Below are 23,015 nucleotides of genomic sequence, written 5' to 3'. Positions count from 1 at the left end.
AAAAAACTCCTTTATCTGCGTTAAATTGCTTTTGTTGAAAAACTGCGGGATTCCATCACTTTTAGAATTGCATCCGCTGTATCAAGAGAAGTAAAGGTCGGTACACCATGCTCCACTGCTTCTCGGCGAATGATAAATCCGTCTTCCGTTGCATTTTGGCGATCTTTGTCCATGGTATTGACTACTACTTGGGTCGTTCCTTTACGGATCAAATCAACAACCGTTTCTTCTGCTTGTTGATCAGAGATTTTAGCAACTCGTGTCACTTGCAGGCCTTTTTCTTCAAAGTAATCAGCGGTTCCATTGGTAGCCATTAAGGTGAAGCCGACCTCTACGAAACGCGCCGCCAGTGCTGCTGCCTCTTCTTTGCTTTCGTCTGCAACGGTGAAAAGTGCTTTTCCAAATTCAGGAATATGCAGGCCTGATGCCTCAAAAGCTTTATAAAGTGCTTTTGCCAAATCTTTGTCTGATCCCATTACTTCACCCGTTGATTTCATTTCAGGGCCTAAGTAAGTATCGACTTTTAAAAGTTTTGTAAAGGAGAAGACAGGTGCTTTGATGTGTACTTCATTTGGTGTTGGAGCAAGTCCGTCTTGATAACCTAACGCTGTGATCTCTTCCCCGAGAATCGCCTTCGTGGCAATTTGTGCCATTGGGATCTCTGTTACCTTGCTTAAAAATGGCACGGTTCGGCTAGCACGAGGATTTACTTCAATGACATACACTTTGTTCTCATGGATGACAAATTGGATATTCATCATACCGATACAATTTAAACCTAATGCCAAGCGTTTGGTATATTCTTCGATCGTAGCAATTAGTTCATCCGAAAGATTTTGCGGTGGATAGACCGCCATTGAATCTCCTGAATGGACCCCTGCACGCTCGATATGTTCCATGATTCCAGGAATCAAAACAGTTTTGCCGTCACAGATAGCATCGACTTCACATTCTTTACCAACCAAGTAACGATCGACCAAGACAGGATGTTCTGGTGATGCTTTCACTGCATGACGCATATAATCTTCTAAATCGGCTTGGTTTTCCACGATTTCCATCGCACGTCCCCCTAAGACATAACTTGGGCGGACTAAAACAGGATAGCCGATTTTTTGTGCGATGGCGATCGCTTCTTGTTCGTTCGTCGCCGTGTCGCCTGGTGGTTGCGGAATATCTAGTGCTTGTAATGCTTGCTCAAAGAGATCGCGGTTTTCGGCACGATCAAGATCTTTAATGCTGGTGCCTAGGATTTTGACTCCGGCTTTCACCAAAGGTTCGGCTAAATTGATCGCCGTTTGCCCGCCAAATTGGACGATGACCCCAATTGGCTGTTCCAAATCGATCACATGCAAGACATCTTCTAAGGTCAACGGTTCAAAATACAGCTTGTCGGAGATAGAAAAATCAGTCGAAACCGTTTCAGGATTACTGTTCATGATGATCGCTTCATAGCCAGCAGCTTGGATCGCTTTCACCGAGTGCACTGTTGCATAGTCGAACTCCACCCCTTGTCCGATTCGGATCGGTCCAGAACCTAGGACAAGAACAGATTCTTTTTCACTGCGCTTGCTTTCATTCTCAAACTCATAGGTGCTATAGAAATAAGGTGTTGCTGATTCAAATTCTGCGGCACATGTATCTACCATTTTGTAGACGGGCAAAATCTTTTGCTCATGACGCAGCGTGCGGATCTCAGCTTCCGTGGTTTCCCACAGCTCAGCGATCTTTTTATCCGTAAAGCCGTTTTGCTTGGCTTTTTTCAACACATCAAGGGAATGTGGTTCGTTTGCTAATGCTTGTTCGATCTCAAAGATGTGAAGCATTTTATCTAAGAAGAATAAATCGATTTTCGTCATTTCATTCAAATCTTCGATAGTATACCCTCTTCGGATGGCTTCCATGACGTAGAACAGGCGATCATCTTGGGCCTTGATGACCTTCTCCATCAGATCATTGTCAGAAAGAGCTTCTAGTTCTTTCATTTCGATATGATGTGTGCCGATTTCCAATGAACGAACAGCTTTCAGTAATGACTCTTCAATATTACGACCAATGGCCATCACTTCTCCAGTTGCTTTCATTTGTGTTCCTAATCGACGTTCCCCCGTTTCAAACTTGTCAAACGGCCAGCGAGGAATTTTTGCCACAACATAGTCAAGGGCGGGTTCAAATTCTGCATAGGTGGTTTCTGTGACTGGATTTTTCATTTCATCCAATGTTAAACCGACGGCAATTTTCGCTGCCAGTTTGGCAATTGGATAACCTGTTGCTTTACTTGCTAGTGCAGACGAACGAGAAACCCTTGGATTTACTTCAATCACATAGTAATTAAAGCTATGTGGATCAAGTGCCAACTGAACGTTACAACCACCTTCTATTTTTAATGCGCGAATAATTTTTAATGACGCATCTCGCAACATTTGGTATTCATGGTCTGACAGTGTTTGACTAGGGGCAAAGACGATGGAATCGCCGGTGTGGATGCCGACTGGATCGAAGTTTTCCATATTACAAACAACGATCGCGTTGTCTGCAGAATCCCGCATCACTTCATATTCGATCTCTTTAAACCCAGCAATACTACGTTCAATCAAGCATTGGGTCACGGGCGAGAGCTTCAAGCCGTTTTCAGCGATTTGGCGTAATTCTTCTTCATTGTTACACATGCCACCGCCCGTTCCTCCTAGCGTAAATGCTGGACGAACAATGATTGGAAAGCCGATTTTTTTCGCAAATTCAACTGCTGCTTCCACCGTTGATACGATTTCGGATTCTGGGATCGGTTGATCCAATTCTTCCATTAATTGTTTGAATAAATCTCGATCTTCTGCCTGATCGATTGCCGCTAATTTGGTTCCTAGCAACTCAATTCCTAATTCATCCAAAATACCTGAGTTGGCTAATTCCATCGCCATATTCAAGCCCGTTTGTCCGCCTAATGTCGGTAAAATTGCATCAGGCTGTTCTTTACGTAAAATCCGTGAGACAAACTCAAATGTGATTGGTTCAATGTAGACTTTGTCAGCAATTTCTTTGTCCGTCATGATCGTTGCGGGATTCGAATTGACTAACACCACTTCGTAGCCTTCTTCTCGTAAAGCTAAACAAGCTTGTGTACCGGCATAATCAAATTCTGCCGCTTGTCCTATAATAATCGGTCCAGAACCGATTACCATGATTTTCTTGATATCTGTACGTTTTGGCATATTAGTTCTGCTCCTTCCATGCATCGATCATCTCTAAAAATTCGTCAAATAAGTGGACCGCATCATGCGGGCCCGGTGCCGCATCTGGGTGGTATTGGACACTGAATGCTGGGTAGCGGCGATGACGAACCCCTTCGATTGTGCCATCGTTCACTTCGACGTGTGTCACCATTAGTTTTTCAGGATCGATGGATGCTTCATCCACAGCAAAGCCATGGTTTTGTGAGGTAAAATCGATCCGACCAGTGGCGATCTCTCTTACCGGATGGTTCAATCCGCGGTGACCGAACTTCATTTTATAGGTATCTGCCCCATTCGCTAATGAGAAGAGCTGATGGCCTAAACAAATCCCGAAGATCGGTACCTTGCCTTGAATCCCTTGTATCATTTTAATTGCTTCTGGCAAGCTTTTAGGATCACCCGGTCCATTTGTCAGCATTACACCATCTGGTGCGAGGTCTAAAATTTCTTGCGCTGTCGTATTGTATGGCAAAATCGTTAGATTGCAATTACGGCGTGACAACTCCCGTAAAATACTGTGCTTCAAGCCGAAGTCGATGACCACGATATTGCGACCCGTTCCAGGACTTGGATAAGGTTTTGAGGTAGAAACTTGTGCCACTTGATTGGTTGGTAAAACCGCCGCTTTTAATTGATCAAAGGCATGGTCAAAGACATCTCCTGCATCAACGATACTCGCTTTCATGGTCCCATGTTGACGGATCTTTCTTGTCAGCGCGCGTGTATCGATTCCTGCGATCCCTGGAATATTTTTGCGTTTTAAAAATTCATCTAACGTCAGCTGTTTCCGCCAATTGCTCGCTAGACGCGCGTGTTCTTTCACAACAACCCCTTTACAAGTCGGTGAAATTGATTCGTAGTCGTCTCGGTTGACGCCGTAATTTCCAACCATCGGATACGTAAACGTAATGATTTGTCCGTTAAAGCTTTGATCCGTAATGGCTTCTTGATAGCCCGTCATGCTGGTGGTAAAAACAATCTCACCAAAAACATTGATACTGGCACCAAAGCCTTCGCCTTCAAAGTATGTTCCATCTTCTAAAATAAGCCAACGTTTCATATTATTGCCCACCTTTTTGCCATACTAATTTTCCATTTACAAATGTATAACTTGTATCCCCATATAACGTCCATCCACCGAAAGGCGTATTGACTCCTTTTGATAGAAATTGCTTAGGATCCACGTTATAAGCTGATTCTAAGTCAAAAATCGCGAGATCGGCTTTGTCTCCGACCATCATCGTTCCGGCGCTTAGACCAAAGATTGATGCTGGTTTCACGGTCATCCAATCCACTAGTTGCTGCAAGGTAAAGCGTCCTGTTTTGACAAAATGAGTGTACAACAATTGGAAGGCATATTCTGATCCGACGATGCCAAATGGTGCTTTTAAAAAGCTTTGCATTTTTTCTTCATAGCCATGTGGTGCATGATCCGTCGCAATACAATCGATCGTGCCATCCAGCAGACCTTTGATCAACGCTTCACGGTCTTCTTGCCCACGTAACGGTGGGTTCATTTTCCAAAAGCCTTCATCGGCAGGAATATCTTCATCGATTAGAAGCAAATGATGAGGAGAAACTTCAGCTGTCACATGGATACCAGCTTTTTTGGCATCTCGGATCACTCGAACACTTTCTTTGGTCGAGACATGGCAGACATGGTAATGAGCACCTGTTGCTTCCGCCAAAAGTACATCACGAGCGATTTGAGAAGCTTCCGTTACACTCAAGATCCCCGGTAGTCCAAGTTCTTCTGCTTTTTTACCAGCATGCATCACGCCGCCAAAGAGTAAGGAGTCATCTTCTGTATGGGCAACCAAGGCCAAGTCATTTTCGGCTGCTTGCTTCATGGCCAGATACATTGTGCCAGCAGTCTGAACACCCACGCCATCGTTCGTCAAGGCGAAAGCGCCAGCAGCTTTCATTCCAGCTGCATCCGTCAACGTTTCACTGCGTAAGTTTTCTGTGATCGGGGCGTATTGTAAGACATTGATTGACGCATCTGCGTTGATTTTTTCGTAAACAGCTGTTAATTTTTCCGGTGTATCGGGAACTGGGTCAAGGTTTGGCATTGCGCAAACTGTCGTGAACCCACCGCGAGCTGCTGCGATGCTGCCCGTTTCAATTGTTTCTTTGTATTCAAAGCCTGGTTCTCTGAAGTGTACATGAACATCCACTAAACCTGGCGTGATCAATTGCTCTTTGGCATCGATGACTTCGTCAAAATCTGTTTCGGGAAATGCTGTACCGATCCCACGAATGATTCCTTCTTCGATCCAAATTGCTGCAGGAACACAGTGATTGTCTTTTTTGATGATTTTACCGTTTTTAATGAGTGTTTTCATGTAAACTTCCTCCTCTAATTCTTTCCTTTTTGCCTGTTAGGCCTTACCGTTCAACACCGCTTCAAGAATCGCCATTCGAACAAAGACGCCATTGGACATCTGTGTGATGATTCGTGAGCGTAAGCTTTCAACTAGCGCATCAGCCAATTCCACATCGCGATTGACCGGCGCTGGGTGCATTATGATCGCATGCTCTTTCATTCTTGCGGCCCGTTCGACGGTCAACCCGTGATTTTTTAAGTATTCTTCTTTGGAAAAGCTTTCCGTTCCATCATGGCGCTCGTGCTGGACACGAAGCATCATCATAACATCGACTTCTGCAACCAATTCGTCTAATGGTAGCCAATGACCGTATACTTCAAATTCTTCGTCATACCATTCCTTTGGACCTGAGAAGAAGACTTTCGCTCCGAGACGCTTCAACATTTGCATGTTTGATTTTGCGACCCGTGAGTGGGTGATGTCACCTACGATTGCGACTTTCAAGTCGTCAAAATGCCCAAACTCTTCATAGATCGTCATCAAATCTAGCAAGCATTGCGTTGGGTGTTGGCCGCTGCCGTCCCCGCCATTGATGATACTGCACTGGATCGTTTTGCTTTGGATCAAAGCGTCGTAGTAGTTTTCATCGCCGTGGCGAATGACCGCAACGTCTACACCTAAAGCTGACATCGTCAAGACCGTGTCATACAAGGTCTCGCCTTTTTGAACAGAGCTGGTGGAGGCTTCAAATTCGATGACTTCGATCCCTAGTTTTTTCTCAGCAACATCGAAGCTTTTGTGGGTTCTGGTACTGTTCTCAAAAAAGAGATTTGTTGCGAAATATTGTTCTTTTTGGGGCATCCATTTCGCCCCTCTTTTGAATTCTTGTCCTCTGCGGATGAGTCCCATCACTTCACGGTCCGTCAATGCTTCTACCGTCAAAAGATGCTTTAAGCTGATTCTTTCGGATTGAATAATCATGAATGAATTCCTCCTTTGATTCTGTTTAAACGATGAGTTGGCACAAGTTATTTTTCTTCGCTGCGAGAGCTGTCAGGTAAAATAAGATTCAAGAAGATTCCTAGGACAGTTGCTAACGCCATTGCGGATAATGTGAAGGTACCGACCGTGAATACAAGACCGCCGATTCCTACCACAAGGATCACTGACGCAATGATCAAATTCTTCTTACGATCAAAATCGATTTTGTTGTCGATCAAAATTTTCAACCCGCTGGCAGCGATGACGCCAAAGAGCAGGAAGCTGATCCCTGAGATGACTGGACCAGGAATACTTAAGATCAATGCGCTTAGTTTTCCAACGAAGCCTAGTACGATGGCTAGAACTGCTGCTCCACCGATGACGAACACACTGTGGACCCGTGTAATTGCTAAAACCCCAATGTTTTCTCCGTAACTTGTCACTGGGGGGCCCCCAACGAGACCGGCTGCAATTTGAGCAAACCCATCTCCCAATAGTGTTCGGTTCAAGCCTGGCTCTTCAAAAAAGTTCCGCTTGGTTAATTTGTTCAAGACCATCAGATGACCGATGTGTTCGGTCATGGTAACAAAAGCGATCGGCGCCATCGTAGTGATTGCATTCAGATACAGTTTTGGTTCATAGTTAATGAAGGGAATCTCGAAGCTTGGCATGCCAAACCAGTTGGCGTCAATGATGGGCTGCACATCGACGATCCCCGCTGCTAAGGCGATCAAGTAGCCGCCCACGATCCCCAGAAGGATCGGGATCAATCCTAAAAACCCTCGCAGAAACATATTGAAGAAAATCGTTAATCCTAAGGTAGCCAAAGCTACCAGAATGTACTTGAAATCGTAGACTGAGTCATTGTACATTGCATTCTGGGCGGCGTTAGCGGCTAACCCTAATCCAATCACCATAATCACAGGACCGACAATGATCGGTGGTAAAATTTTATCCAACCAAGCTGCACCGGCACGTTTAATGATCATCGAAACGATCACGTAAACCAACCCAGTCGTGATGGCGCCTTGTGCGATAGCTGGGTAGCCATCAGATTTCATCAGCATCTGCATCGCTGCGATAAACGCAAAGCTGCTGCCTAGATACGCTGGAATCTTCCCTTTCGTCGTGACCAAGTAAACCAATGTTCCAATACCTGAACTAACTAAAGCGATGCTTGGGTTGATCCCAACGAGGATCGGAACTAAAACGGTTGCCCCAAACATCGTGAAAAGATGTTGTAAGCTTAGACCTAACCAAGGCAGTGCTTTGGGCCGATCTTTGATGTCTAAAACTGCGTCTGGATTACGAAATTCTTGCTTCTGCATGTTGCTGTCACTCTTCTTCCTAGTCGTTTTCTTTATTGATCATGATCCGGTCAGAACCATCGGATTCTTCCATCTCCACGATAATTTCTTCACTTAAAGCAGTTGGAATATTTTTTCCAACAAAATCTGCCCGAATCGGCAGTTCACGATGACCGCGGTCAACTAAAACGGCGAGTGAGATTCTTTTTGGTCGACCAATATCCATGATGGCATCCAAAGCTGCCCGAATCGTCCGTCCTGTAAACAAGACATCATCGATCAAGATGACTTCTTTGCCATCAATGGCAGTCGGGATGTCTGATGAATGGATCTCTGGATCATCTTCTGTCTTTTTGTCATCTCGGTACAAGGTGATGTCCAATTCACCGACAGGTACTTCTACGCCTTCTAGTTGTTTTAAACGTTCTGCTATTCGTTGCGCGATATAGATGCCGCGGGTTTTGATCCCTACCAGCACCAAGTTATCAATGCCGCGATTTCTTTCTATAATTTCATAGGTGATCCGCGTTAACGCTCGTTTCATTGTTACTGCATCTACTACTTCTTTCGCTGCCATATGTTATTCCCTCCTAATTTTGAACATAAAAAAACTCCTACCTGCTTGAGGTAGGAGTCATGTTTTCCGATCGTTGCCTAAAATCCCATTCTGTGGATTTTGGGTACACGTTATCATCTAGTAAGGGTTCGAATCTCCAACGCGGGAGTCGTCTGCTTACTCATTCCTTCTTAGCCTCACGGGACTACATTTAAAGGAGCTATTTAGTTGTTACAATTACTATACAGTTCTCACACAAAAAAATCAATCATTTTTTCGCAATTTTTTTAGGGTGTCCTCAAATAGTTCTGGTAATGGGGCTTCAAAGACCATTGACTCACCCGTTGCGGGATGTGTGAAACCTAAAAGCTTGGCATGTAAAAACTGGCCGTTGCCTTTTAAGGTGCGCTTTGGTCCGTAGATTGGGTCACCGGCTAACGGAAACCCGATATATTGCATATGCACTCTAATTTGGTGGGTTCGTCCAGTTTCCAATTGCAATTCCACCAAGGTAAATTGATCAAAGCGTTCCAACACGGTGAAATGCGTCACTGCGGGTTTGCCGTTCTCAATCACCGCCTGCATTTTACGATTGACTTTCGAGCGGCCGATCGGTGCATTGATCGTGCCTTTTTCGTGGCTGATATTGCCATGGACCAATGCCACATACTTGCGTAACGAGGTTTTGTCTTTCAATTGTTTCGCTAACGACTCATGTGCCTGATCATTTTTGGCGATCATTAACAGACCCGACGTATCTTTGTCGATTCGATGAACGATTCCTGGCCGAACAACATCATTGATCGTGGATAAATCATCCATATGGTACAATAACGCATTGACCAAGGTGCCATTTGGATGCCCAGCGGATGGATGAACCACCATCCCTTGCGGCTTGTTGATGACTGCCACATCAGCATCTTGATAGACGATCGTCAAAGGAATATTTTCTGGCTCTAAATCTACTACTTCCGGCTCTGGCACTTGGATGACCAAGTGATCGCCTGCTTTTACTTTATAATTAGCCCGAACCGTTTCACCTTCTAAAGTAACGGCATCTTCTTTCAGCCATTGTTGAACTTGTGAACGGCTATGGTCAGGCAAGCGTTCAGCCAACACTTTGTCGACCCGCCCTTTTTCTTCTTTAATGATTACTTCAATTTGCTTTTCCATTTGATTCTCCTTGTTTCCCTTTTGCTTCGTCATCTACCAGTGCATAAATAAAAATCAAGATTACCCCAAACACTAATGACATATCAGCGATATTGAAAATTGGGAAATTGATAAAATCAAGCTGGAACATGTCCACCACAAAGCCATGCTGCAAGCGATCGATGAAGTTTCCGATAGCGCCACCTAGAACAAATGCCAATCCAAAGCGAAACCACAAACTGCTTTTTTGGTAACGAAACAATAGGTAAACAACGACGGCAACCGCGATAACGGTGATGATCGCAAAAAAAGTGATTTTTCCTTCTAGAATACTCCAAGCTGCACCGGTATTCTGAAGATAGGTCAGGGACAACACATTGTCGATCAGAGAATGTGTTTCACCTAGTTGATAATTGGCAACGATCCAAATTTTCAGCCATTGATCCAAGCCAATGACAACAGCACTTAACAAAAAAAACAACGCGATCATAAATTTTCCACTCTTTCTTCTTTAAAAATATCTCGTGGACGGATGATGCCCAAGAGATTTCCATTCGGATTTTTATCCTTGGTGATCAAAACCGCCTCAAGCAGGGCATTTTTTTGAAACAATTCTTCCACTTCTACGATGGTCGTTTCAGCCGACACGAAACAATAATTTGATCGTTTCCCATCTCCTGCTAATAATTCATCTGCCGTTCTGCCTGTCAACTTGATTTCACCATGGAGGCTTTCTTTCGCTAACCAGTATCCCAGCATCCGCAAAGTGATCAAGCCCAAAAATCGACCATTATCATAGATCGGAAATTGTGAATAGCGCTTTTGGGCAACGATTTTCAATAACTCTGGTAATGGCAGGTGCTTTTCAAAACCAGTCACTCGTTTCGCAAAACGCGGCATGACTTTTTCAGGTGCCAGTAAAGAGCGTTCAATTTCTTGAATGCGATTGACGACCCATTCATTCGGTTCAGCAATGACAAAGTTTTCTCCGATTTTTTCATGTACGATGGCATTGCGCAGCTGAGCCATTTGTAATAAATCATCTTCTGCTCTTCTAACATTGATATTTTTGCTTTTTGACAAGCGACGAACCATTTCAGAAAAACCCATATTCCGTGGATTATCCAATTCGTCACGAAGCCGCTTTTCGATTCGATTAAAACTACTCAAAAATTGATCTGCACCACTAGCCATGAGGAACCTCCTTGATAAGATACGCTTTTTTCAAATAAATCAAAACAAAGACAAAATATGCCACCAAATACACCCCGACAAAAAGCAACGAGTAAAGGGAGATAGAGAATAAGCCCAATACCCCCATCATGAGAAAAAGGCTTAAATAAAAGCCGATATATAATCTTTTAAGCGTAGGATTCATCACGATCTCCAGCTTGAGCGCTGATTGGCCTTGTGGTAGCTGAAAAGGCTGACTTTCTAAAAAAAACATGCGCACACGAATCGGTGTCTGCTCAGCTAACTCTAAAAAAATCGTTTGCTGATGATTGATGGCAGCGATTCTTTTTTTCCCTTGCATGACCTCTAAGGGACTGCCCATTCCATAAAAACCAGTCCTCCTAGTTAGTTGTAGCTCCATTGACAAAGATCACCTCAATTGGTTAAGTATACTTGATTATCAAAAGAAAGAAAATAGACTTTTGCTTGCTTCCTTGATTATTATAACAAGAATCCCTACTTTTATCTTCCATCACGTCTAATGAACGAGAAAAAGACGAATGCCGCTTGCATCCGTCCTTTCAAATCATCTCTTTCCGTTTTTTCGTTTCAAATGCAGCGAATGTCTTCTTTGCTTGTGATCACTCTTTTAGAAAAGACCGATCGCTTGGCCATCAGAAGTCACGTCCATATTGATAGCCGCAGGTTTCTTCGGTAATCCAGGCATTGTCATCACGGCACCAGTCAAGGCAACGATAAAACCAGCACCTAATTTTGGCACGAATTCGCGAATCGTTACTGTGAAGTCATCTGGTGCGCCCAATCGCTTTGGATCATCACTGAATGAATACTGGGTTTTTGCCATACAAATCGGCAGCTGATCCCAGCCTTGCTCTTTGAAGCTTTGCAACTGTGCCTTGGCTTTAGGCGCAAACTCAACCTCTGCCCCGCCGTAGATCTCACGCACAATCAAAGAAGCTTTATCCGCTAAAGGCAAATCGTCGGTATACAAGCGATGATAGTTGGCGGTTTTTTCCTCAATTACTTGTACCAGCGCTTTTGCTAGATCCGTTCCACCGGCGCCACCTTCTGCCCAAACGGCTGTCCGTGCGATGGTGACGTCGATTTGCTGACACATGGTTTCAACTAATTTCCGCTCTGCTTCTGTGTCTTGTGAGAACTCATTAAGCGCAACGACAACTGGAATACCATATTTACGCATGTTTTCAACATGACGCTTTAAATTACTGAAGCCTCGCTCTAATGCTTTTAAGTTTTCTGTCCCTAAATCAGCGACAGCGACCCCACCATGCATCTTCAGTGCTCTGATCGTTGCTACCACTACGATCGCATCTGGTGCCTTTGATAAATTCGGTGTTTTGATATCAAGAAATTTCTCTGCGCCTAAGTCAGCACCAAACCCAGCTTCGGTCACCGTGTATTCGCCTACGTGCAAAGCCGTCTCGGTTGCGATGACACTATTACACCCATGGGCGATATTCGCAAAAGGACCGCCATGGATCAGCGCAGGGGTTCCTTCAATCGTTTGAACGAGATTCGGTTTGAGGGCATCTTTTAAAAGTAAGGCTAAAGCACCTTGGACCGCCAGATCTTTTACGTAAATCGGTTGTTTCCCAAAAGAATAACCAATTAAAATCTTTCCTAATCGCTCTTTTAAATTATCAATACTTGTTGCCAAGCACAAAATCGCCATGATCTCACTAGCAACGGTAATGTCAAAACCGTCTTCTCGGGGAACGCCTTGTAACGGTCCCCCTAGACCGACGATCACTTGTCGTAACGCTCGATCATTCAAATCGACAACGCGTTTCCATGTGACCCGACGTCCGTCGATCCCTAATTCGTTGCCTTGTTGGATATGATTGTCGATCAACGCAGACAAGGCGTTATTGGCAGCCGTGATCGCATGCATATCACCTGTGAAATGTAAGTTGATGTCTTCCATCGGTAGAACTTGTGCTTTGCCGCCGCCGGTGGCGCCGCCTTTGATGCCCATTACTGGGCCCAATGATGGCTCCCGCAAAGCAATGACGGTTTGTTTCCCGATTTGATTCAGGGCATCCGCAAGTCCGATGGTCACCGTTGATTTACCTTCCCCTGCTGGTGTCGGGCTGATGGCTGTGACTAAAATAAGCTTACCTAACGGCTTGTTTGCTTTTTCTTTGATTGCCGACCATTCGATTTTTGCTTTATATTTGCCATAAAGTTCCAGGTCATCCCCTGTTAAACCAAGTGGTTCAGCAATTTCAATAATCGGTTTAGGCGTTGATTCTTGTGCAATTTCGATATCTGATTTCATTTTTACCCTCAATTCACGAACTATTTAGCACTTTAAAATGTATTTTGTTTGCTATGCTCTTATTATACTTGATTTTATTCAGAAAGAAAGAGAGATTTTCCACACTTTTACAAGAAGTTTGCCGAATCCTCTATGTAAACAAAAAACAACGTCCTTCCTAAGGCTGTACCGCCAAAAGGAGTGATCGCTGTTTTCTAGATTCCTATGAATTACTCGTTGGTTTCGACCTGCACCCTTTTTTCAGGGATTTTTTCTTGAAAAAAAGTTTCTAACCATGCCACATCTTTTTTACGCAACGTGAAGGTATACGTTTTTTGATGATCGGTAATGCTGATTAAACGGTTTTTAATTTGCCATTTTTCTATCTCAGGTAAAGAAATAAGGCGTTTCTTCCATAAGCGGGCATAGCGAATAAGGAGCAAATCATTTCTGATGAGCATGCTTCGGTGAATACCTAACCATACAAAAAAGAAAAAGACGGCTAAAACGAGGTTGCTTTTCCAATAAGGTCTGGTATTTTCCAACGAAAGAATCAAACTGATAAATAATATCATCATAGTAAACGACCAATAAATGATCGCTGTAGCAGCTTCCGGTTGCCAATACAATTTACGCTTCATAAAAGTTCCTCACAACATAAAATTTCTAGTATACTATCTTTATCATATCAAAAAAGGGTGAGACAATGTTAAAAGTTTATCTTGATGCTTCCACGAAAGGCAACCCCGGCCCTAGTGGCGGTGGAATCGTCATTGTCGGTACTGATCTGCATGAGCAAATTGCGTTTCCGCTACCTGATTCAACCAACCACCAAGCAGAGTTCGCTGTGATGGTAAACGCGTTGCAGCTGCTGATTGACAAAGGGTTACAGGAACAGACGATTATGCTCTATACCGACAGCAAAGTCGTTGCGCAGACTATCGACAAGAATTATACCAAAAACCCTGCTTTTTCTGATTATTTAACGGAAATTCAATGCTTGTTGAAACAGTTCCCTTTAGCGATCATCCAATGGATCCCTGAGAGCCAAAACAAAGGTGCCGACCATTTGGCACGCCAAGGATTAGCAAAGGCTTTGAAATTAAAGGATCGGAGACAATAACCGAGAGAAGTTTTGTTTGAAGCGCAACCAGTAAGACTGCTTAGCTAAAATTTCATCCGTCAGTAATGTTGATTGCGCCATATCCTCTTCAAAGAAGCCTTTCAACGTTTGCGTGACATCGTGATCGTAGGCAAAAGCATTGACTTCAAAATTCAAGGCATAACTCCGAATGTCTTGATTTGTCGTCCCAAAGGAACTAATGGTATCATCCATCATGACCGTCTTCGCATGGAGGAAACCATTGTTATAGATGTAGATTTTTGCACCACGACGATGCAAATAATTGGCATAATGCTGTGTTGCCCGGTAAATGAATGGGTGGTCAGGCATACATGGGATCATGATTCGGACGTCTACACCTGAGTGGATGGCAATTTCCAATGCGTTCATCATACTGTCATCAGGAATCAAATAAGGCGTTTGGATCCAAATCGATTCTTTGGCAGCTAAGATCATTTTTACAAAACCGCCTTTGAGAATTTGGGTCTCACTTTCAGGACCATCAGCGACAATCTGCAAATCAACATTTCCAGAGAGCTCTTTCGGCGGTAGAATAAAGTAGCGATCCTCGTATTCCAGTTGATCCTCTTCTTTTTTTACAGATGCGTTCCAGTCACGAATAAAAATCTCTTGTAGTGTAAAACTGGCAGTACCTACGATTCTTGCATGGGTGTCTCGCCAATAGCCAAATTTGGCCTTTTTCCCTAAATATTGATCGCCGACATTAAAGCCGCCAGTCCACCCAATTTGACCATCGATCACAACGATTTTTCGATGTAGATGATAGTTCAATCGTGTGTTACGGATCAGGTTCTTCGAAGTGATGAAAGGCACGACTTTTCCACCGGCATCAATCAACGGTTGAAAGAATTTCCGATTGGCTTTCGGTGACCCCCATGGATCATAGACCAAACGCACTTCAACACCTTCACGGGCTTTATCGATCAAGATAGACAGAAATTGGCCACCGATCTCATCATTAAAAAACGAATAATATTCCACATGCAGATTATCTTCTGCTTGCTTCATGTCTTCAAACAATGCTGCAAATTTTTCTTTTCCATCTGTATAAAATTCTACTTTGTTTCCTTTAGTCAAGGGCGATTCATCAAGGTTCTTAAAATAGCGCTCTAATAGATGATTGTCATCTGAGTAAGGATGTTCAGGAAAAGAATAATTGTGCACTTTGATGATTTGATTCAACTCATTGATCCTACTTTGGTGGTGCTCACTAAATTTATAAATAATTTCTCCGTCGATCCCCCGACCACAAAACAAGTACAACAAAAACCCGATGCCGGGGATGAATACCAACGTCATCATCCAAGCAAAGACACTTGCAATCGAGCGTGGTTTCCGAAAAACAGTAATAAAGGCAGCAATCGTATTAATAAACAAAAGTGCCAATAATACCGTGGAAATCATGCTCATATCCATTTTTATCATAGTTTCCTCCTATATCCTGTAACCCTATAATAGGTAACTATGATCGAAAGCAAGCTTCAATTCATAGTCCCCTAGTGTTTCTTTGATTTTTTGTTTCAGCATTTCTTCGATTTCTTGATCACTATACGCCGATTTTGCGGGAATCACTAAATCAAACGCCAACAGATCTCCTTTGACCTGAAAATCATGCATCCGTAACTGCGGATCAACGAAGCGAATGATCTTTGACACTTCTTTTTTTAAATACCGATACTGCTGATCTTGAATTGGTACTGGATCAAGATGACAGACAAGGTCGACCTTTAAAGATTGGCGAAAATCTTGTTCAATAGCATCAATCACCTCATGCGCTTCTCGTAAAGACCACGTTTCATCCACTTCGATATGCACACTGGCAAAGCGATTTTTCGGTCCATAATTATGAACCAGTAAATCATGGTAACCGAGAATCGTCGGATAGTGATCCAAGCGCTGCTCCATGGCAGCTACTTCTTCTTGCGTTGGGCGTGCCCCTAATAATTCGTTGATAAAGGAACGAATCATTTTGATTCCGCTAATCAAAATATACAAGGCAATCAGACAGCCGACAAAGCCATCGATACGTAGGCCAGTCAACCACTCGATCGTCGCTGAAAACAAAACCGCACCCGTTGTATACACATCGTTGAGACTGTCTTGCCCACTGGCTTTAAGTGTTTGAGAGCCAATCAGGTTCGCCAGTTTGCGGTACATCGCTCCCTGCCAGATTTTGATCAAAATCGATAAAACCAAAACGATAAACAATAGTGGTGAAAGACGGATACTCGTCGGTTCCATGATGCGTTGCACAGAGCTGATGAGAAATTGACCGCCAACAAACGTGATGATCAAAGATACCACAAACCCACTGATGGCTTCAAATCGCTCATGTCCATATGGATGTTCACTGTCGGCTGGTTTCGCCGAGATCCGAAAACCGATCAATGTTAAAATAGACGAGGCTGTATCTGAAAGACTGTTGATGGCATCGGCCATAATCGAAACAGATTGTGCAGATAAGCCAATGATAAATTTTCCGGCAAATAATAGGAGGTTGGAAAGCAACCCGAGGCTACCCGCTAACTTCCCAATGGCTGTGCGTTCGTAGACATCATTTTTTTTGCTACGATTTAAAAAAAAGTTTAGCAAATCATCACCCTCTCAAAAAACCATCTTTCTTATTTTACCCCGAAGGAATTCAATTAAACAACTATTCGTATCGCTTTTTCGAAAAAAAAGCGAATTCCCTTCAATTATCGAACGCATTTTCAGATAACACGTAGGAAAAAAGGAAAAAGATAACGGAAGGGTCTCCCCCCTCCGTCATCTTCGTTCAAAAAAGGACTGTGCTAAAGACCTTCGCTCCTCTTTCACCTATCTTCTTAGAAGGAAAGGAACTCGCGGGTACAGATTCAACCATAGTGTGCTTACTTGGCAGCTAACCACGCTGCTGCGGTCTCAAGTGCTGCTGTGATTCCTTCAGGATTCTTCCCGCCGGCTTGTGCCATATCAGGACGGCCGCCACCGCCGCCACCAACTTTAGGTGCGATCTCTTTGATCAAATCGCCCGCTTTCAATCCTTTTTCATTGGCTACTTTGTTCATAGCAGCTAAAAGATTCACTTTGCCATCATTCGCGGTAGCTAACACTAAAATATCAGAATGGTCTTTTTGTTTCCATTGATCGGCTAGTTGACGTAATTGGTTCATGTCCTTAACAGTCACTTTCGCTGTGATTAGACGCAGACCATTTACTTCTTTGACATCTTTGAAAACATCCCCTGCTTGCTGATTTGCTAACTTGCTGGCAAGAGCTTCGTTTTCTTTTTGCAATTCACGTAGCTGCGCTTGCAGTTGTTCTGTTTTGGCAACGACTTCTTTTAATTGGGCAGATTTAACGATTCCTGCGATTGCTTTTAATTGCGTTTCTTCTTCATGCAATAACGTATAGGCTTCTTGACTAGTCACGGCTTCGATCCGACGAACACCAGCACCGATCCCTGATTCAGAAACGATTTTGAAAATACCGATATCCTCCGTATTTGCCACATGGGTTCCCCCACATAATTCGATCGACCAATCGGCAACATTGACGACGCGAACGTCATGCCCATATTTTTCACCAAAGAGTGCCATCGCTCCCATGCCTTTTGCGGTATCGATATCCGTTTCGATCGTCACAACAGGGAGGGCTTCCCAAATTTTTTGGTTGACGATTTGTTCCATTTGGCTCAGTTCTTCGCTGGTCACTTGCCCGAAATGACTAAAGTCAAAGCGCAAATGTCCTGGAGCAACTAATGAACCTGCTTGGTTCGCATGGCTACCTAATACTTCTTTTAACGCTTTATGCAATAAGTGAGTCGCCGTATGATTTTTGATGATCTTATTGCGACGATGCTGATCCACTTGTAAGAAATAGTTCACGCCTTCTTGTAGTGGCGCTTTGACTGTAGCAGTATGCAAGAACTGACCGTTCGGTGCTTTTTTGACATCCGTCACTTCCGCTACGATCGTACCATCTTCTGCTACGATCGTGCCTGTGTCCGCAACTTGTCCACCCATTTCTGCGTAAAATGGTGTTTCAGCAAAAATCAGTTTTGCTTCACCTGTCGAAACAGAATCGTGTAACGCTTCGTCTTGGATGATCACTAATAATTCACTGTTAGCTTCAAGTGAATCATAGCCAACGAAACGGCTGTCTACTTTGATATCCGTCAATAAAGCGGATTGTACGCCCATTGAAAGCTCCGTTTGTCGAGCCGCACGAGCGCGGGCACGTTGTGCATCCATTTCTTGTTCAAACCCTTGATGGTCCACTTTCAACCCTTCGTCTTCCGCCACTTCTTCTGTCAATTCAACTGGGAAGCCGTAAGTATCATACAATTTGAAAATATCTTGACCAGCTAACGTATCTTGGTTGTCTGCTTTTACTTGGGCGATCACTTGATTTAAAATATCTAACCCTTCATTGATGGTTTCATGGAAACGTTCTTCCTCGTTGCGGATCACTTTTTCAATAAATTCTTGCTGCTCTAGTACTTCAGGATAGTAGCTTTCCATGATCTCGCCAACGATCGGTACTAATTTATATAAGAAGGCAGCATCGATCCCTAATTTTTTCCCATGCATGACTGCACGACGTAATAAACGACGTAAAACATAGCCACGGCCTTCATTTGAAGGAAGTGCCCCATCGCCGATCGCAAAAGAAAGCGCACGGATATGGTCTGCAATCACTTTAAAGGAGATATCTGTCGTTTTGCTGTCGCCGTAGTTCACACGACCGCTTAAATCCGCCACTGCATTGATGATCGGCAGAAACAAGTCTGTTTCAAAATTGGTTGGTGCATTTTGAACAATGGAAACCATTCGTTCCAGCCCCATCCCCGTATCAATGTTTTTATGTGGTAGTGGTTCATAGGAGCCATCTGGTTGATGATTGAATTCTGAAAAGACCAGATTCCAGATTTCCAAATAGCGCTCGTTTTCGCCACCAGGATAGTTTTCGGGATCATCTTCCGCTACGTCATTAAACTCAGGACCACGGTCATAGAAAATCTCCGAATCCGGTCCACATGGTCCTGCACCAATGTCCCAAAAGTTGTCTTCAATCTCAACGATATGCTCTGGTGTTAAGCCGACTTCTTCTGCCCAGATCCGTTTTGCTTCTGTGTCTTTTGGATAAACCGTGACATATAACTTTTCTGGATCAAAAGCCATCCATTCTGGGGAAGTCAAAAATTCCCATGCCCAATGAATCGCTTCATTTTTGAAATAATCGCCGATCGAAAAGTTTCCTAGCATTTCAAACATCGTATGGTGTCTTGCTGTTTTCCCAACGTTTTCGATGTCGTTGGTCCGAATTGATTTTTGCGCATTGGTCATTCTTGGGTTTTCAGGAACAACACTGCCGTCAAAATATTTTTTTAGCGTTGCCACCCCTGAATTGATCCATAATAGGGTTGGATCGTTGACTGGGACAAGGGACGCACTTGGTTCAATTGAATGACCTTTTGATTGAAAGAAGTCCAAAAACATTTGGCGTACTTCTGCACTGGATAATTGTTTCACGTTATTCTCCTACTTTCTTCTGTGTTCGCTTAAGATACAGGGGCTGACAAAATTGCTGGTAAGGCGCTCTTATGCCTGTAGAGTCGTTTTGACGATAAAAAAACACCATTGCAGAGCAAGGACGTCGATACGCGGTACCACCTTGCTTGCAATGATGTGACTCATTACCTCTTAGACTCGTTAACGCGGAGTGGACGGCAACATTTCTGCTACAGTTGAGCACCAAAGGGAGCAATCCGTCTGAATTCATGTTTTTCTCTCAGCAGTGAAAAACTTTCTGTAATGAATCATCAAACCGACCATATCCTTCGTCATTCAAAGTATAAGGAAATGTGTCGAAAAAGTCAATCCTCAAATCCGGTCTTTATTGATCAGAATCGCTTTGCGGTAACGATAGCTCTGCGGAGAAAGCTTTTGATCTGGCTGTAGCATTTTCCGTGAACGGTAATAACTGGCATAAGGCAAGGCATCGAATAAGGGATGCCCACAAATTTGCCAGTTCTCCATTTTTAAAGACAAGCCATCTGTCAGCTCCCACGCATCCGCAAGCCCATAGGTGCAGCCAAATAAATTCGGTTCAAGCAATTCAGCGGTTGGCAAAGAGACACCATCGTCGCAAGACTTTTCATTGCCCCAGCGAAAAAGTCGCCGAGTAGCAGCACCGCAGACATATTCCCATTGATCCTCTGAAAGCAGCTGAAAGCCTTGTTTATCTAACTGCTGTTTCAATTCTGTTTGACTGACGGATTCGTGGGTAAATAACTGATAGGTTTCCGATAACGGCTCTAGTGCAGCAAAATAGCGATTCTCTTCGTGATAAAAAGCGGGTAATTCCCAACGCAAGCTTTCCTCAAAGGACGCTGGTGCTGTGAATTGTGCCTTTAGCTCTTTTTCGAAAACACTGAATTGATCGACTAACCCGTGAAACTCCCCAGTGATCGTATTTAACTGCCCGATATACCTTGCGCCAGCAGGCAGAGAACTTTTTTGGACTAGCATGGGATCAATCACAGCTTTACGCAAAGGGCTCGTCGACTCATTGACAAAAATCCCCCAATCCTGGCTGGTTTCTAACTCATAGATTGTTTCCAGTTGGCGAATGATCTCATTGGGTGGTGACTGCCAATTTTTACTCCAGCAAGTAGCCGGTAACCCTTGCACACCGAGATCCCAACCTAAGATCGCCTCAGAATTCCCTGGTATAAAGACAAAGTCTTCGCCATCGATCGTTAATTCAAAGGTAGCACATTTCAATCCTGCATACGTCAACTGACTAAAATGGACATCGGTGATCTCCTTTAAAGGACTGACAAAATACATTAAAATTTGCTGGATCAGCTGTTCTTTGATTTCAAAGGACAGTGTCTTCCAATTTGACCATTGTAACGCCTCAAAAAAATCCACGTCATTTCTCCTCTCATCTGCTACAATTACTATATAACGAGTATACCACGAAAAAGGAGGAAAACGGCTGATGCTTTATTTTGGACGCAGTCCGTGGATGCTACAAGCGGTTTTCGCCTTGCGGCAAGCCGTTTTTGTAGAAGAACAGCACATTCCGGCAGAATGGGAATTTGATGAAAAAGACCAAACCTGTCCATACTTTCTTTGGCTTGATGGAAACACACCGATCGCTACCATTCGCTATCAATTCTCTACACCGAACACTCTGCAACCTGATCGCTTTTGCGTAGCTAAGGCCTTTCGGCACCAAGGATACGGCACCAAATTATTGCATTATCTCGAAATGCGTGGTGTCCAAGAGGGTGCCCTCCAATCAGTGTTATCCGCAGAGATCGACGCTTGTGCGTTTTATGAATCCTGTGGGTATCAAAAAACATCTGAACCCTATGCTGAAGATGGCGTATTGTGTGTAGAAATGACCAAACAATTAAAAACAGCAGTCAAGGAAGAGTAGTTCTCTTCCTTGACTGCTGTTTTGGTAAGCATTAGCTATTCGAATTTTTCTTGTTTTTGCGGGCGGTTCGAGTCGTTTGACGACGTTCGATCTTCCGTTTTTCTTTGTTCTTCTTATCAACGGCCCATTGAATTTTTTTCTTGTAGCCAGGCTTGATTTTTTTCTTCTTTTTCTTGACTAAGCCAATCAAGGTTGGGTCTAATTCGTCACGAGATTTTTCCCGCTTTTGCCGACGATTCCGATCGTAAGTCGCAACGATCTCGCCATTTTTGATTTCCTTCGGTTGGAAAACAACCCCTAGATCTTCGATGGCTTGGATTGCCCCTTCATCGCTTGGATCATATAAAGTGATCGCGGTCCCATCCATTTGATTTCGACCGGTCCGACCAACACGGTGGATAAAGAAATCCAAATCAGCTGGAATCTCGGCATTGATGACATGAGAAACCCCTTCAATATCAATTCCTCGCGCAGCTAAATCTGTTGCGACAACATATTGGTAGTCCAAATTTTGCACTTGGCGCATGATCCGTTTTCTTTCACGAGGACTGATGTCGCCGTGGATCTTCGCTACTTTTAAGCCTTGTTCCTTTAAGTAATCCGTAATTTCATCCACACGGCTCTTCGTGTTGGCAAAAACGATGGCAAGATAGGGATGGCCTGTAGTCAATAATTGATAGATCAATTTATTGGTATTTTTCCCTTTGGTAGAAATCAACCAATTCTCGATCGTATCAGAGATGACTGCTTTCGATTTGATTTCTTCGATCAATGGATTGGCCATGTATTTTTTCAAGAATGGGCGCAATTTCTCTGGAATCGTTGCGGAGAAAACCAGCATTTGTAGTTTCTCAGGCAAACGCCCCGCAATTTGATCGACTTCTTCCAAAAAGCCCATATCCAAGGTCATGTCTGCTTCATCCACGACAAATACATTGGCAGTGTGAACCCCTAAGGCTTGTTCGTTGATCATATCCAAGATACGACCAGGTGTCCCAATCACGACATGGGGCTGTTGATTTTGCAGACGGCTCAATTGGCGCTGTTTATCCGTTCCTCCAACAAAATTTGACACACGAATCTCCGGATCATGAAACCCGCCGATCTGTTTTGCGGCTTGATAAATTTGTGTGGCTAATTCACGACTCGGTGCAGTAATCACGACTTGCACTTCATCTTTTTCGGCATCAATTTTATCCATCAATGGCAGTAAAAATGTATGGGTCTTACCACTCCCAGTCTGAGATTGTCCAACAACACTACGGCCTTTTTGGATAACAGGTATCAATTTTTCTTGCACTTCTGTTGGATTAGAGAACTTTTTATCAGCAAGTGCTTCATAAATAAATGGTTGAAATTTAAATGACTCAAAAGACATTCAAACACCTTCTTTCTTTTAGCATCCTTTGGATTATAGC

The 23,015-nt window shown here is 43.6% G+C and carries 19 protein-coding genes; 2 read left to right on the top strand and 17 right to left on the bottom strand.

Annotated features, from left to right (window positions below; translation table 11 throughout):
* Nucleotides 1-20: 20 nt before the first annotated feature.
* The 12 genes from carB to IGJ26_RS08175 all read right to left on the bottom strand — a co-directional run bounded on the left by carB (nucleotide 21) and on the right by IGJ26_RS08175 (nucleotide 13,663).
* Entirely contained in the window at nucleotides 21-3,206 is a 3,186-nt protein-coding gene (carB, locus tag IGJ26_RS08230) for a carbamoyl-phosphate synthase large subunit (protein ID WP_008379870.1), read from the bottom strand.
* 1 nt (nucleotide 3,207) lies between these two features.
* Nucleotides 3,208-4,287, bottom strand: a complete 1,080-nt coding sequence (locus tag IGJ26_RS08225) for a carbamoyl phosphate synthase small subunit (RefSeq protein WP_005235984.1) — start codon at nucleotides 4,285-4,287, stop codon at nucleotides 3,208-3,210.
* Nucleotide 4,288: 1 nt separating this feature from the next.
* The gene (locus IGJ26_RS08220; RefSeq protein ID WP_008379867.1) at nucleotides 4,289-5,572 is read right to left on the bottom strand and encodes a dihydroorotase; all 1,284 of its coding nucleotides are present in this window, start codon (nucleotides 5,570-5,572) and stop codon (nucleotides 4,289-4,291) included.
* A gap of 36 nt (nucleotides 5,573-5,608) precedes the next feature.
* Nucleotides 5,609-6,535 carry an aspartate carbamoyltransferase catalytic subunit gene (locus IGJ26_RS08215; RefSeq protein WP_005235988.1) on the bottom strand — a complete coding sequence of 309 codons (927 nt, stop codon included), beginning with the start codon at nucleotides 6,533-6,535 and terminating at the stop codon, nucleotides 5,609-5,611.
* 47 nt (nucleotides 6,536-6,582) lie between these two features.
* Nucleotides 6,583-7,863, bottom strand: coding sequence for a solute carrier family 23 protein (locus tag IGJ26_RS08210; RefSeq protein ID WP_005235990.1), 1,281 nt, complete (start codon nucleotides 7,861-7,863; stop codon nucleotides 6,583-6,585).
* Nucleotides 7,864-7,882: 19 nt separating this feature from the next.
* Nucleotides 7,883-8,419 (bottom strand): bifunctional pyr operon transcriptional regulator/uracil phosphoribosyltransferase PyrR, encoded by a 537-nt coding sequence (pyrR, locus tag IGJ26_RS08205; RefSeq protein ID WP_005231374.1) that lies wholly within the window; start codon nucleotides 8,417-8,419, stop codon nucleotides 7,883-7,885.
* Nucleotides 8,420-8,662: 243 nt separating this feature from the next.
* Nucleotides 8,663-9,571: an RluA family pseudouridine synthase gene (locus tag IGJ26_RS08200; protein ID WP_430600000.1), complete on the bottom strand. Its 909-nt coding sequence runs from the start codon at nucleotides 9,569-9,571 to the stop codon at nucleotides 8,663-8,665.
* Nucleotides 9,555-10,040 (bottom strand): signal peptidase II, encoded by a 486-nt coding sequence (gene lspA, locus IGJ26_RS08195; RefSeq protein WP_005226122.1) that lies wholly within the window; start codon nucleotides 10,038-10,040, stop codon nucleotides 9,555-9,557. The genes IGJ26_RS08200 and lspA overlap by 17 nt, the downstream gene beginning before the upstream one ends.
* Nucleotides 10,037-10,744 carry a CBS domain-containing protein gene (locus IGJ26_RS08190; RefSeq protein WP_005235996.1) on the bottom strand — a complete coding sequence of 236 codons (708 nt, stop codon included), beginning with the start codon at nucleotides 10,742-10,744 and terminating at the stop codon, nucleotides 10,037-10,039. The genes lspA and IGJ26_RS08190 overlap by 4 nt, the downstream gene beginning before the upstream one ends.
* On the bottom strand, nucleotides 10,737-11,144 hold the full coding sequence (locus IGJ26_RS08185; RefSeq protein WP_005235998.1) for a hypothetical protein: 408 nt from the start codon (nucleotides 11,142-11,144) through the stop codon (nucleotides 10,737-10,739). The genes IGJ26_RS08190 and IGJ26_RS08185 overlap by 8 nt, the downstream gene beginning before the upstream one ends.
* A gap of 228 nt (nucleotides 11,145-11,372) precedes the next feature.
* Nucleotides 11,373-13,043: a formate--tetrahydrofolate ligase gene (locus IGJ26_RS08180; RefSeq protein ID WP_008379859.1), complete on the bottom strand. Its 1,671-nt coding sequence runs from the start codon at nucleotides 13,041-13,043 to the stop codon at nucleotides 11,373-11,375.
* A 209-nt stretch (nucleotides 13,044-13,252) separates the two neighbouring features.
* Nucleotides 13,253-13,663, bottom strand: coding sequence for an EbsA family protein (locus tag IGJ26_RS08175; protein WP_008379857.1), 411 nt, complete (start codon nucleotides 13,661-13,663; stop codon nucleotides 13,253-13,255).
* Between the two features lie 65 nt (nucleotides 13,664-13,728).
* On the opposite strand from IGJ26_RS08175, the gene IGJ26_RS08170 reads away from it, so the two are divergent.
* Entirely contained in the window at nucleotides 13,729-14,145 is a 417-nt protein-coding gene (locus tag IGJ26_RS08170; RefSeq protein ID WP_005236004.1) for a ribonuclease HI family protein, read from the top strand.
* On the opposite strand, the gene cls is transcribed toward IGJ26_RS08170, so the two are convergent.
* The 4 genes from cls to IGJ26_RS08150 all read right to left on the bottom strand — a co-directional run bounded on the left by cls (nucleotide 14,125) and on the right by IGJ26_RS08150 (nucleotide 21,083).
* Complete coding sequence (cls, locus tag IGJ26_RS08165; protein WP_008379854.1) at nucleotides 14,125-15,591, bottom strand: cardiolipin synthase; 1,467 nt, start codon at nucleotides 15,589-15,591, stop codon at nucleotides 14,125-14,127. The genes IGJ26_RS08170 and cls overlap by 21 nt on opposite strands.
* 24 nt (nucleotides 15,592-15,615) lie before the next feature.
* On the bottom strand, nucleotides 15,616-16,758 hold the full coding sequence (locus IGJ26_RS08160) for a cation diffusion facilitator family transporter (RefSeq protein WP_008379852.1): 1,143 nt from the start codon (nucleotides 16,756-16,758) through the stop codon (nucleotides 15,616-15,618).
* A 278-nt stretch (nucleotides 16,759-17,036) separates the two neighbouring features.
* A complete protein-coding gene (gene alaS, locus IGJ26_RS08155) occupies nucleotides 17,037-19,679 on the bottom strand; it encodes an alanine--tRNA ligase (RefSeq protein WP_005236010.1) in 2,643 nt (880 codons plus the stop codon).
* A 351-nt stretch (nucleotides 19,680-20,030) separates the two neighbouring features.
* Nucleotides 20,031-21,083, bottom strand: coding sequence for a DUF7278 family profilin-like fold-containing protein (locus IGJ26_RS08150; RefSeq protein ID WP_005236012.1), 1,053 nt, complete (start codon nucleotides 21,081-21,083; stop codon nucleotides 20,031-20,033).
* Between the two features lie 70 nt (nucleotides 21,084-21,153).
* Here IGJ26_RS08150 and IGJ26_RS08145 point away from each other — a divergent pair, with 70 nt between their 5' ends.
* Entirely contained in the window at nucleotides 21,154-21,597 is a 444-nt protein-coding gene (locus IGJ26_RS08145; RefSeq protein WP_008379848.1) for a GNAT family N-acetyltransferase, read from the top strand.
* A 31-nt stretch (nucleotides 21,598-21,628) separates the two neighbouring features.
* On the opposite strand, the gene IGJ26_RS08140 is transcribed toward IGJ26_RS08145, so the two are convergent.
* Nucleotides 21,629-22,975 carry a DEAD/DEAH box helicase gene (locus IGJ26_RS08140; RefSeq protein WP_005236016.1) on the bottom strand — a complete coding sequence of 449 codons (1,347 nt, stop codon included), beginning with the start codon at nucleotides 22,973-22,975 and terminating at the stop codon, nucleotides 21,629-21,631.
* Nucleotides 22,976-23,015 lie beyond the last annotated feature (40 nt).

It is taken from the genome of Enterococcus sp. AZ095a, from assembly GCF_050546735.1.
In the GTDB taxonomy this organism is placed as follows: Bacteria; Bacillota; Bacilli; order Lactobacillales; family Enterococcaceae; genus Enterococcus_D; species Enterococcus_D entomosocium.
The sequence above is the reverse complement of the archived record's forward strand: the minus strand, read 5'-3'. Positions and strand labels throughout refer to the sequence as shown.